This window comes from Sphingomonas parva (ex Maeng et al. 2020), from assembly GCF_004564275.1.
Lineage (GTDB): Bacteria > Pseudomonadota > Alphaproteobacteria > Sphingomonadales > Sphingomonadaceae > Allosphingosinicella > Allosphingosinicella parva.
Map to the genome: position 1 here is coordinate 89,932 of NZ_SPDV01000009.1, position 12,444 is coordinate 102,375.

Here is a 12,444-nt window from a genome sequence, read left to right on the forward strand (position 1 = left end):
GGTGCAATGGAAAATGAACAGCTCGTCCAGCTAACTGCGGACATCGTCGCTGCGCACGTGGCGAACAACAATGTCGCGGTCGGCGACGTCGGTAATCTCGTGCAGCGCGTCTACGAAGCGCTGTCGGCGCTGGAAAAGCCCTCGGCGGAAGCGCAGCAGGAGGAAAAGACCCCGGTCGTTTCCGTCCGCGCATCGATCAAGCCCGACTTCATCGTGTGCATGGAATGCGGGGCCAAGCAGCGCATGCTGAAGCGCCACCTGATGACCGCGCACCACATGACGCCGGAACAGTATCGCTCCGATTACGGCCTGCCGCGCGATTATCCGATGGTGGCACCGAACTATTCGGAGCAGCGCCGCGCGCTCGCCCATTCGATCGGCCTCGGCCGCAAGAAGGGCGGCGACGAAGGCGGCGCCGGCGGCGAAAGCGGCAGCAAGGGCGGCCGTGGCCGGGGTCGGCCGCGCAAGGGCGCCTCGGAAGCCTGATCCCGAGCTTCGGAACGATCATCGCGTCCGCTCCGGTTCGACCGGGGCGGACGCTGTTTTTTTATGTGCAGCCGGTGCGGACGCCGCGATGAGCAAGATTGAGCGGTTCGACGCGATCGTCCTGGGCGCGGGCGGGGCCGGCCTGATGTGCGCGGCGGTGGCGGGGCAGCGCGGCCGGCGGTTGCTGGTCCTCGATCACGCCGATGCGCCGGGCAAGAAGATCCTCATCTCCGGCGGCGGGCGCTGCAATTTCACCAATCTCAACGCCGGGGCGGACCGCTACCTCTCGGCCAATCCACATTTCGCGAAATCGGCGCTCGGCCGATATCGTGCAGAGGATTTTATCGCCTTGGTCGACCGCCATGGCATTGCCTGGCACGAGAAGACGCTCGGCCAATTGTTCTGCGACGGATCGTCGCGCCAGATCGTCGCCATGCTCCTCGACGAGTGCGACAAAGGCGAGGTGACACTGCGCCTGGGGGAGCCGGTGCGGGGCGTCGAGCACGGCGACGGGCTGTTCCGGGTCGCCTGGGGCGACAGCGAGGCGACGGCACCGTCGCTGGTCATCGCCACCGGCGGACCGTCCATTCCCAAGCTGGGGGCGACCGGTTTCGCCTATGAGCTGGCGCGGCGGTTCGGGCTCAAGGTGGTCGAGCCGCGGCCGGCGCTGGTTCCGCTGACGCTGAGCGGCGAGGAGGCCTTGTTCCGCTCGCTCTCGGGAGTCTCGGCGGAAGTTGTTGCCCGCGCCGGCAAGACCCATTTCCGCGAGGCCGCCTTGTTCACGCACAAGGGGCTGTCCGGACCGGCGATCCTTCAGATCTCCTCCTATTGGCGGCACGGAGAGCAAATCGGGGTGAACTTCTTTCCGGATGCGGCTCCGGACTGGTTGATCGAGGCGAAACGGGCGCGGCCGCGCGCGACCTTGAGGGCGACGCTTGCCCGCGTGATTCCGGAACGGCTGGCCGAGGCGCTGGCGGAGCGGATCGGCCTCGGCAGCGAACTCGCCAACCTTCCCGACCGCGCCCTGCTCGAGGCAGGGCGCCGGCTCGCCGACTGGCGCTTCTCTCCCAACGGCACCGAAGGCTTCGCCAAAGCGGAGGTAACCGTTGGCGGGATCGCGACCGCCGGACTCTCGTCGCAGACGATGGAGGCGCGGAGCGTTCCGGGCCTCTACGCCATCGGCGAGGCTGTGGACGTCACCGGGTGGCTGGGCGGTTATAATTTCCAATGGGCCTGGGCGAGCGGATGGGCGGCCGCCCAGGCTCTCTGAACGAGCTGCGCCGAGAGCCTGGGATCGGTCATCGCCTGCGTTGCCCGCCGCCTGCGGACTGACATAGATGCAGCGCACCAGAAGGAGATGCGCGTGACCGGACGAATGTTCGCGGCGGTAGTCGCCTGTGCGATGCTGATGGCGGCTGCTCCGCCGGTCGCCGTCGAGGGAGGGTGGCTGCAGGGCGGCGAGGACAATGGGGCGCTGATCTTCCGCGGCATCCCGTTCGCGGCTCCTCCAACCGAGGTTCGGCGCTGGAAAGCGCCTGCTGCCGTGATCCCCTGGACGGGTGTTCGCGACGCCACGAAGCCCGCGGCCGCATGCGTCCAGAACGACCAGGGCTGGAATCGCGAGGACTTCATTTCCGGGCGCGAGGATTGCCTCACGCTCGACATCCGCACACCGGCGCTCGCCGGGAAGCGCCCGGTGCTGGTGTGGATCCACGGCGGCAGCAATCGCGCCGGTTCGCCGGGCGACATGATCCGCTCGCGCTTCGGCGGTGGCGAGGTGGTGCTCGTCGCCATCCGCTACCGGCTCGGCATCTTCGGCTTCCTCTCGCACCGCGGCCTTGCGCGGGAAGCGGGAGGCGCCTCCGGCAATTACGGGCTGATGGACCAGATCGCGGCGCTCGCCTGGGTTCAGCGCAACATCGCGCGCCTCGGCGGCGATCCCCGGAGGGTCACCATTGCCGGGGAATCCGCGGGTGCCCAGGACGTCGGGCTGCTCCTCGCCGCACCGGCCGCGCGGTCGCTTTTCGCGCAAGCGGTGCTGGAGAGCGGGACTCCCGGGTTCGGCCTGCCGTGGCGCAGCCGCGAGCAGGCGGAACGCATCGGTGATCAGGCCGATGCCCTGCTGGATACCGGCGGCGAGGTCGCAAAGCTGCGTGCCGCTTCCGTGCCGGCCCTGCTCCAGGCGGATCTCCGCCTGCACGACGAAGCGCTCGAGGCCGACGATTACATGTGGCTGCGGACGACGATCGATGGTGCGGTCCTCTCCCGAAGCCCGCGCGAACATCTCGAGGAGGGGCCCGCCAAGCCGGTGATCGTCGGCAGCAACCGGCTGGAGCTGGATCTCCCTGGAGGACGGCCGCATCGGGATGCCTTCCTCGCGCGCGCGTTCGGGGCCCGCGAGGCCGAGGCACGCGCCTTTTACCGGCTGGACCAGCCGGAGCCCGCGGCGGATCCGCGGCTCGGCACATTGGACCAGCAGATCGCCACCGACGTGACCTTCCGCTGCCCTGCGGAAGAGATGGCGATGATCATGGCGCGCAAAGGCGCGCCGACATGGCGGTACGATTTCGATCTCTCCCCCGAAGGCGATCGGACAAGCCACGCGGCGGAACTCGGCTACGTGTTCGGCGACCTGCGGTTCGCCGGGACGCTGTCGCTGTCCGACTATTGGACCCGGTTCGTCGTCGCCGGGGATCCCAACGGGACGGGCCTGCCGGCGTGGCCGCGCTACACCGTCGACACCCGCCGGCATCTGGCCTTCGAGCCGACCGGAGCCATTCAGGGCAGCCGCCTGCGTGAGGAGATCTGCCGTCTCACCGACCGACTCTGAGCGGGACGAGGCTCAGCCCCGACGCGGCGGCTCCGGCTGGAAGCGCCAGCTCTCGCCGCCGCTGCACAGCACCCCGGCGAGAGTGACCGTAGCGCCCGTGCGCAGCTGCTCGATCAGACTGCCCAGCTGATCGCCGCGCGGGGCGGCGTCCGGCGCGACATGGCGCAGGCCGCGCGCCACCAGCCGGCGGAGCAGGGCAGGCGGGACGCCGTCGGGACGAAGCTGCGCCCAGCCATCGCCGGTGGCGAGGCGCTCGGCGGCGAGATCGTGCGCCAATATCTCGAGCGCGTCGTCGGCTTCGGCCAGGGCAGCGGCGCTTCGGGCGAGCGCGACGGGATCGATCCACGCCGTATCGGCCAGCTGGCGCCGCATCCGTGCCCGATCGAAGCGCTCGTCGCTGTTGCTGGGATCGGCGACCGGCTGCAGGCCGGCCGCGGCGACGATCGCGGCAAGCTCGGCGCGGCGCCAGCCGAGCAGCGGCCGGCAGAGCATCAGAGACTCGGAAAGTGCGATGTGCGGCCGGATCCCGGCGAGCCCGGCCACGCCCGATCCGCGGAGCAGCCGCATCATCAGCGTCTCCGCCTGATCGTCTGCATGGTGGCCTGTGAGGAGCATTGCGATGCCTTCCGCCGTGGCCCAGCTGGTGAGCGCCGCATAGCGTGCCGCACGCGCTCGAGCCTGGACACTGCCTCCGCGCGGCAATGTGACGGCCAGAATCTGGTGGGGGACGCCCAGCCGGTGGCAGGCGGCAGCGGCGGCGGCCGCTTCGGCGGCGCTCTCCGGGCGAAGCCGATGGTCCACCGTCGCGGCCGCCACGTCTCCCGGAAACGCGGCCACCGCGAGCAGGAGAAGCGCCAGACTGTCGGGTCCGCCGGAGAGGGCGATGCCGATACGGCCCTGTCCCGACGCAACCACGGCAAGATCGCGTCGAAAGCGTTGGACGAGCTCAGGACCGGGCGGGGCAGGCGGCATCACGCCTCTCTAGAAGAAGGGCGTAGGACGAAGAAGCGCGCATCGGTGGCGCACGCATTTCTGCGCCGGCGAGATCATCTGCCGGCGGAGCGTCGACGTCCATCGGATATGGTCTCGCGCCGCACGCCTGCCATGCACCTTGCCGAACCTCCCGCGCGCGCGGGCAAAACCCGGCAGCGCGCGCGGTGACCGTTCCCGCTGCCGGTCTCGTCCTCAGTTGCCGAGGATCTTGCCCAATCCGCGCTTGAGGCGCGATTTCGTATTTTCCGGCCGCGCGGGCGCCGCGTTCTCTTCCCGCTCGCCGCCGTCGCGGCCCATCATCTCGTCCATGCTCATGCCCAGCAGCCCGCTGTGCGTGGACTTGGTGCGAAGCTTGACCGTCCAGTCGGGACGCCAGGAGGCCGGCGCCCGCGCCGGACGGGCCGGATGGCTGAAATTGGCCTCGCCCCCGAACGCGGTGAGCATCAGCATCGACTGCGGCGCCGCCCTTGCGACCTCGACGGGAACCGTGCAGCTCGTCGCGGTCGCCGGCATCAGCACCTTCGCTGCGGTAAGGCGTCGGATTTCCTCCGGAGCGAGATAGTCGCTGGCCATCGCCATGGCCTGAGTCTCGCTGGAGCTCCACATCACGAAATCGCTATTCTGGCCGGAGCCCATGGTCGCGGCGAGCCAAGCCTGCGATCCCGGCACGGCCGCCCAGCTGAGCGGCACTGATCCCGACGCTCCCGGTGCGTTGCTGGTCAGGCGCACCGGCGCCAGAAAATCCTGGCCCGGAGCAAGGCTGAAGTCGATTTGCGGCGTGTAATTGCCTTTCACGACGTGCGCACCGACCAGCGAGCCGCCGGCGGGCACGTGAGTCCTGGAGCGGTCGTTCGGCCACTCGCCATAGGTCGTGCTGCTCGATGCCGACGGCGGGTTCATCATCTTGAACACGGTGTTGGCGAAGGCCGGCGGAACCTTGCCCGCCGCCATGGCGGCGAAATCGACGATCAAAGGCTGGCCGGGCCGCGCGCGCTCGCCGCAGCCCCAATAGATCAGCATTCGGCCCTTGGGCTTGCCCATGTTCTGCCAGGGCTGAACCGAACCGGTCGCCGGCTGGCTGCGGGGCGTCACCAGGGGCAGGCTCGCGCCGGCCTTCAAGCCCGCCGGCGGGAGATGTTCGGCGCTAGGCTCACCCTGCGGACGCTGACCGGTGCCGAGCTGAAGGGTGAGATTGTGGGCATAGCCCGGTCCGCGGCCGCCCATCATGGCGGCCGCCATTCCCCTGGTCCCGCCGGCGCTCATCGCGCCCATTCCAGAGGCGGTTTCCGCGCTCATCCAGTAGGTCGCTGTCGTCCCGGCCTTCTGCTGTCCGTGCGCCGTGCCGAAGCTCAGGGCGCCCGCCGCCGTGCAGGCCGCGAGCAGCAGGTAACGCGTCGTCTTCATAGCAATTTCCCCGTTGGTCCCCTCCCGCGCAGAATAAGGGAATCGGCGCCGAGCGGCAAACCGGGATCGAGGAAGGCAGCAGGACGCGCGACGAAAACGTCGTCCGTCAACAGGTCGTGAGGCGCGGCCGGAAGCGATGCTCCTCTGGCGCCTCGACGGCGATCAGGCGCACTTGGCGTCGGCGCGGGCGCGGGGCAGGCGCTGCTTCAGATAGTCGCGGATCGAGTCGCCATAGACCTCGCGAAGCTCGTCATAGGCCTTGCACGCGTGAGTCGGCTTGCCGAGTGCAACCAGCGCCTGGCCAAGGAAGAACAGGCTGTCTGCGGCCCGCTCGCCTTTGGGATTGCCCTGGTAGTTGGCAAGGAGAACCTTGGCCGCGGCCGCGGGCTTGCCGTCGTCCAGATAGGCCCGCCCGGCCAGGTTCGCCGCCCAGCTCGCGTAGCGATGCTTCGGCCATTTCTTCGACACGGCCTCGAGCGCCTGCTGCGCCTCGGCGTATTTTTTCTGTTCCCACAGGCGATAGCCGGCATTGTAGGCGGCCTCGGCATCGCTGGCCGCCGCAACTGCGGCTGGTTGTGCCGCCGGGCTGTCGTCGCGGCTGCTCGTCTGCGGTTCCACCGCTCCATCGTCGGCCGGCGCGGAGGACGCAGCGCCGGCGGGCTTCTCAAGGGCATCGAGCCGCGTGCCCGTGCTGTCGCGAAGGGTAGCGAAGGCCGACTCGAGCTGCCGCAGCCGGTTGCCGTTCTGCTCGATCTGGCCGGTCAGCGCCCTCAGCTGTGCTTCCACCGCATCGACGCGCGCGGTGAGGTCAGCGACCGCGTTGCCCGCGGGGACGCCCTGCTGCTCGATGGTCGGCCTCGTCTCCTGGATCTCGGCGCCGACGATCGGAACGTTCGCGCCAGGGAAGACCTTGCGCTGTACCGCGCGCATCTCCTGCTCGAGACGATCGACGCGACGATCGAGGCGATCGGCCTGCTGCGCGCCGGCCGGCATGGCGACGGAGGCCAGCAGGACCAGCCCAAGAAGATGAAAACGCATGATCTTTCCCCGCTACTCCACTCTTCCCGCTTTTACTAAGCAGGCGAGGATGTCGCCAGCATTAAGCGCAGCGCGGGCTAGCGTGCCGGCACCTGTCCCGGCGCCGCCGCCACCGGCCCGGCGGCCGGAGCCATGGCACCACCGGCCGGCGCGCTTCCCTGCGCGCGCGCGATGAGATCCGCGGCGCGGAGGCTGACCCTGGAGATCGTCCGATCGGGATCACCAAGCGGCGGTATGATCGTCTGGCCGACCGTCACCCGCAGGGATTGCGGACGGCCGGTACGGATCTGCGGTGCCGGCGCAGCCGCCGGAACCTCGTATCGCTCGCCCGCCTTGAGAGTGCCCTGGTAGAGCGCGGGACCGCCATTCGCATTGTCGATGCGCATCCACACGTCCTCGGTCGCGGTGAGCACAACGGGGCCATTGGCCGCGATCGGCGCCTGAGGCTGCTGGGCGCGCGGAGCCGCCGCCTTCGGAGCGGGCGCGGGTGCCTCCAAGATCTGAGGCTCCGGCGTCGGATCGTCCACTGCGTTGCTCCGCCAGATGATGAAGGCGATGATCAGCACGACCGCAATTCCGGCAGCGATCAGCGCGATCGAGCGAGGCGGCACCCGGGCGGGATCGGCCGGCTCGTACTGAGCGGTGACCGGGCCGGTCGCCGACCGAGACATGCCGAGCTGCTGACGGACCTCGCCGCCGACGTCAGAAGGGTCAAGTCCAACGGCCTGGGCGTAGGAGCGGGCGAAACCGACGCTATAGGTCGCCGCCGGGAGCGAATCCCACTCGCCTCGTTCGATATGCTCGAGATGGCGGATCGGAATGCGCGTCTGGAGCGCCAGCTCCTGCAGGGTCAGGCCCTTGCCCTCGCGTGCGACGCGGAGGCGATCGCCGACGGTCCGGCCGTGAGTCTTTCCCTCGAGCGTATCCGCCACCAATGCCATTACTCCTCGCTACAAGTCATCCGGCGCGGCCAATGACAGCCGAGCGGAGGTTTGATGTCAACGCCGACCGCCCAAGTCGTTCAGCCGACGAAGACATCGTTCTCCTCCGCCCAGCGGCTGAGCGCCCCACGGATGTCCGAAGGCGGCTGGGCGAGGATTTGTTCCAACGCTTGGATCAGCGCGCCGCGATCGACGGAGCGGATCATCGCCTTGATCGGCCCGACTGCGACCGGCGTGATAGAGAAGCGCTCCACTCCGATCCCCATCAACGCCATCGCCTCGAGAGTCCGGCCCCCCATTTCACCGCACACGCCGACCGGGACGCCGGCGGCGGAAGCCTCCCGCACGATGCGGCGAAGGAAGCGCAGGATCGCAGGAGACAGCCAGTCGTAGCGTTCTGCGAGTTTCGGATGGGCCCGATCGGCGGCGAACAGGAACTGGGTGAGATCGTTGGTGCCGATAGACAGAAAGTCGATCTTCGGCAGAAGGATGTCCAATGTCTCGGCGAGCGCCGGGACTTCCAGCATCGCCCCGTAGGAGATCTTCGCCGGCAGCAGCTTCCGGCGCTCGGCCAGCCAGCTGCGCTGCTGCTCGACGATGTCGCGCGCGGCGTCAAATTCCCATGGCTCCGAAACCATCGGGAACATGATGTTGAGGTCGCGGCCCGCGGCGGCTTCGAGCAGCGCTCGCGCCTGCGCCTTCAGCAGGCCGTCGCGGTCGAGGGCGAGGCGCAGCGCGCGCCAGCCCATCGCGGGGTTTTCCTCCTGTTCGTCCCCGTCACCGGTCTGGAGATAGGGAAGGGCCTTGTCCCCGCCGACGTCGAGCGTCCGAAAGATCACGGGCTTGTCCCCGGCGGCCTCCAACACCGAGCGATACAGACGCTGCTGGCTCTCGCGGCGCGGCAATGCGGCGGAGACGAGGAACTGAAATTCCGTGCGGAACAGGCCGATCCCGTCGGCGCCCACCATGTGGATCGCTTCGGCGTCGTCGCGCAGCCCGGCATTGACCATCAGCGTGACGCGGGTGCCGTCCCGGGTCACCGGCGGCACGTCGCGCAATGCGGCGAACTCGGCGCGCTTCTTCTGGGTCGCCGCAAGCTTGGCCTTGAAAGCTTCCTCGACCGGGCCGGACGGCCGCACGAACGCGGCGCCCTCAGTCCCGTCGAGGAGGATGTGATCGCCCTCGTAGACCGCCTGGCGGACATTGCGAAGGCGGCCGAGCATCGGAATGCCCATGGCCCGGGCGACGATCGTCACATGGGCGGTGAGCGAGCCTTCCTCGAGAATGACGCCCTTCAACCGGCGGCGATCGTATTCCAGCAGCTCGGCGGGGCCGAGGTTGCGTGCGACCAGGATCGCGTCGCCGCGCAGCCCCATCTGCGCGGCCGTGCCGAGCTGGCCGGAGACGATGCGCAGCAGCCGGTTCGAAAGGTCATCGAGATCGTGCATCCGCTCCTGAAGCAGAGGATCGTCGATGTCCCGCATCCGCGTCTGCATGCGTTGGCGGACGCGCTCGATCGCCGCTTCCGCGGTCAGGCCGCTGTCGATCGCCTCGTTGATCCGGCGCGACCATCCCTCGTCATAGGCGAACATCTTGTACGTCTCGAGGATGTCGTGATGCTCGCCCGCGGTGCCGAACTCGGCGAGGCTGGTCATGCTGTCGATCTGCTCGCGCATCTTGCGAAACGCGGAATAGACGCGGTGGCGCTCCGCTTCGATGTCCTCGGCAACGGTATGCTCGATCGTGACGCGCGGCTGGTGGAAGACGGCGACGCCCACGGCCATCCCGGTGACGAGCCGCAGCCCGGAGAGTCGAACCGAGCCCTGATCGCGTGCGTTTGCCGAGGCCGAGGAGGCGCGATCGGCAAGGCCCGCGTTAGCGATCAGTTCCGAGAGAACCATCGCCACGGTCTGCAGCGCCTCGATTTCCAGCTCGTCATAGGCGCGCGGATCCGCATGCTGAACGCAGAGCACGCCGATGGCGCGCTCGCGCCGGACGATCGGCACGCCGGCGAAGCTGTGAAACAGTTCCTCCCCGGTCTCGGGCCGATAGGCGAATTCTGGATGGCTGGCGGCTTCCGCCAGGTTGAGGACGGAGACCTGCTTGGCGATCGTGCCGACCAGACCCTCGCCCAGGCCGAGCTTGGTGACATGTACGGCGCTCTGGTTGAGGCCGACCGTCGCGAACAGCTCGAGCACGCCGTCGCGCAGCAGGTAGATCGAGCAGACCTCGCTCGCCATCGCCTCGGCGATGATCTTCACGACCTTGTTGAGCTTCGCCTGCGCGCCGGAGCGCGAGGCCATGACATCGTGAAGTCCGGTCAGGATCTCGCGGGCGGAAGCGGCGGAAGCGGGCATGTCGCAGCAGCGCTAACAGAATGCGTCGCCGGAAGCCAAGGCCGATAGGGTGAAGATATGACCCTTTCGGAGCTCGTTCCGGGCCGTCAGACGGAACGCCGCTCCAGAGCGTGCGCTGCCTGATCGACGAGCTGCCGGAGGATCTCCGCGGCCGGCGCTTCTTCCCGGACCATCCCGACCGACTGGCCCGCCATTACCGATCCGCTCTCGACGTCGCCGTCGATCACAGCGCGGCGGAGCGCGCCCGCCCAATAATGCTCGATCTGGAGCTGCGCCTCGGCCATCTCGACCCCGCCTTTATCGAGGAGATCGGCAACTTCGCGCTGCTTGGCGGCGAAGCTCTCCATCTCGCGGTTCTTCAGGGCGCGGACGGGAATCACCGGCAGGCGCGGATCGATCTGGACGCTAGTCACCGCATCGCGGGCCGAAGCGCGGATGAACGCCTTCTTGAAATTCGGATGCGCGATGCACTCGTGCGCGCAGACGAAGCGGGTGCCGAGCTGGACACCGACCGCGCCCATTTCGAGATAGCCCGCGATCAGCCCGCCATGGCCGATACCGCCGGCGACGAAGATCGGCACCTCGGCAGCCAGCGGCGGCAGGATCTCCTGGGCAAGCACCGACGTGGAGACCGGGCCGATGTGACCGCCCGCCTCCATGCCCTCGATGACGAGCGCATCGACGCCGGACCGGACGAGCTTCTTCGCGAGCGCAAGGGCGGGTGCGAAGCAGATCAGCTTCGCGCCATTGCCCTTGATCCGCTCGATCGAGCCGGGCGGCGGCAGCCCGCCGGCAAGCACAACATGGCTCACTCCATGCTTCGCGCATACGTCGATCAGCTCCGAGAGCTGCGGGTGCATGGTGATGAGGTTGACGCCGAAGGGCCGGTCGGTTCGCTTCTTCGTCTCGGCGATCTCGGTGTCGAGAAGTGCGGGCGTCATCGCTCCGCAGGCGATCACCCCGAAGGCGCCCGCATTGGACAGAGCGGAGACGAGATTGCGCTCGGAAATCCAGCTCATCGCGCCGCCGAGCACCGCAACCTCGCAGCCGAGGAAGTCGGTGCCGCGTTTCATCAGCCGGCGCAGGCGGTCGTGGCCGATGTCGGCGGCTGTGGACAGATCGACTGCCTGGTTCACGCTTCCGCCTCCTGATCGAGGCCGTAGGTGCTGTGAAGGACGCGCACGGCCAATTCGGTATATTCCTCCGCAATGAGGACCGACACCTTGATCTCCGATGTCGTGATGGCGAGGATGTTGATGTTCCTCTGCGCCAGCGCCTCGAACATCTGGGCGGCGACGCCCGCATTCGACCGCATGCCGACGCCGACCGCGCTCACCTTCACGACATTGGTGTCGGTGACGAAATTGTCGAACCCGATCTTCTCGCGAACCTGCTCCAGCACCGCACGGGTCTGCGGCAGCGAGGCCGCCGGCACGGTGAAGGTGAGATCGCTCTTCGAGCCGGGCTGAGGCACGCTCTGCACGATCATGTCGACGTTGATGCTCGCCTCAGCGAGCGGCCCGAAGATGCCGGCGACGGTACCGGGCTTGTCGGGCAGGCCGGTGAGCGTGACCATCGCCTCGTTCTTGTCGTAGGCGATGCCGGTGATCAGTTGGCGTTCCATATTGTATTCCTCGAGAGCCTCGTCGGCGACCACCATCGTGCCGGGCCGATCGTCGAACGAGGACAGGACACGCAACGGCATGTTCTCCCGCATCGCCAAACCGACCGAGCGGGTCTGCAGCACCTTGGCGCCGACCGACGCGAGCTCCAGCATCTCTTCGTAGGTGATAACCGGCAGCTTGCGCGCGCGCGGCACGATGCGCGGATCGGTCGTGTAGACACCGTCGACATCGGTATAGATGTCGCAGCGGTCGGCCTTCATGGCGGCGGCGAGCGCGACCGCCGAGGTGTCCGAACCACCGCGCCCCAAGGTCGAGACGTCACCGGCCTCGGTGACGCCCTGGAAGCCCGGGATCACCGCGATTCCGCCTTCCGAGAAGACCCGGTCGAGCACGGCGGCGTCGATGCCCTCGATCAAACCGGCGGTATGGCCGCTGGTGAGGATCGGCAGCTGCCAGCCCATGTAGGAGCGGGCGTTCAGTCCCATGCCCTGGAGAGTGATCGCGAGGAGTCCACTCGTCACCTGCTCTCCGGAGGCGACAACGACGTCATATTCGCGCGGATCGTAGAGCGAGGCGGCCTCGCGGCAGAGCTGGACCAGGCGGTCAGTCTCGCCCGCCATCGCCGAGACGACGACCGCGAGCTCGTTGCCCGCCTCGACTTCGCGTTTCACAAGGCTGGCGACATGACGGATGCGCTCGATGCCCGCCATCGAGGTGCCGCCGAATTTCATCACGATGCGCGCCATCGGGCCGGCTCTTAGCGGCTGCCG

10 protein-coding genes are annotated in these 12,444 nt (G+C 68.3%); 3 read left to right on the forward strand and 7 right to left on the reverse strand.

The window, feature by feature from the left end; genetic code table 11:
• Positions 1-6 precede the first annotated feature (6 nt).
• The 3 genes from E2493_RS06380 (at position 7) to E2493_RS06390 (ending at position 3,316) form a co-directional block, all read left to right on the forward strand.
• Entirely contained in the window at positions 7-486 is a 480-nt protein-coding gene (locus E2493_RS06380) for a MucR family transcriptional regulator (RefSeq protein ID WP_135084888.1), read from the forward strand.
• An 88-nt stretch (positions 487-574) separates the two neighbouring features.
• Positions 575-1,756, forward strand: coding sequence for a BaiN/RdsA family NAD(P)/FAD-dependent oxidoreductase (locus tag E2493_RS06385; protein WP_135084890.1), 1,182 nt, complete (start codon positions 575-577; stop codon positions 1,754-1,756).
• A gap of 93 nt (positions 1,757-1,849) precedes the next feature.
• Positions 1,850-3,316 carry a carboxylesterase/lipase family protein gene (locus tag E2493_RS06390; protein ID WP_167737420.1) on the forward strand — a complete coding sequence of 489 codons (1,467 nt, stop codon included), beginning with the start codon at positions 1,850-1,852 and terminating at the stop codon, positions 3,314-3,316.
• Between the two features lie 12 nt (positions 3,317-3,328).
• Here the strand turns inward: E2493_RS06390 and tilS are convergent, their stop codons facing one another.
• The 7 genes from tilS to E2493_RS06425 all read right to left on the reverse strand — a co-directional run bounded on the left by tilS (position 3,329) and on the right by E2493_RS06425 (position 12,420).
• Complete coding sequence (gene tilS / locus E2493_RS06395; protein ID WP_225421177.1) at positions 3,329-4,231, reverse strand: tRNA lysidine(34) synthetase TilS; 903 nt, start codon at positions 4,229-4,231, stop codon at positions 3,329-3,331.
• A gap of 270 nt (positions 4,232-4,501) precedes the next feature.
• Complete coding sequence (locus tag E2493_RS06400; RefSeq protein WP_135084895.1) at positions 4,502-5,713, reverse strand: hypothetical protein; 1,212 nt, start codon at positions 5,711-5,713, stop codon at positions 4,502-4,504.
• A gap of 162 nt (positions 5,714-5,875) precedes the next feature.
• Positions 5,876-6,751 carry a tetratricopeptide repeat protein gene (locus E2493_RS06405; RefSeq protein ID WP_135084897.1) on the reverse strand — a complete coding sequence of 292 codons (876 nt, stop codon included), beginning with the start codon at positions 6,749-6,751 and terminating at the stop codon, positions 5,876-5,878.
• Positions 6,752-6,828: 77 nt separating this feature from the next.
• Positions 6,829-7,692, reverse strand: a complete 864-nt coding sequence (locus E2493_RS06410; protein WP_135084899.1) for a helix-turn-helix domain-containing protein — start codon at positions 7,690-7,692, stop codon at positions 6,829-6,831.
• An 80-nt stretch (positions 7,693-7,772) separates the two neighbouring features.
• Entirely contained in the window at positions 7,773-10,049 is a 2,277-nt protein-coding gene (ptsP, locus tag E2493_RS06415) for a phosphoenolpyruvate--protein phosphotransferase (RefSeq protein WP_135084901.1), read from the reverse strand.
• Positions 10,050-10,135: 86 nt separating this feature from the next.
• Positions 10,136-11,122 (reverse strand): NAD(P)H-dependent flavin oxidoreductase, encoded by a 987-nt coding sequence (locus tag E2493_RS06420; RefSeq protein ID WP_135085009.1) that lies wholly within the window; start codon positions 11,120-11,122, stop codon positions 10,136-10,138.
• A gap of 59 nt (positions 11,123-11,181) precedes the next feature.
• A complete protein-coding gene (locus tag E2493_RS06425; RefSeq protein WP_135084903.1) occupies positions 11,182-12,420 on the reverse strand; it encodes an aspartate kinase in 1,239 nt (412 codons plus the stop codon).
• Between the last annotated feature and the right edge of the window lie 24 nt (positions 12,421-12,444).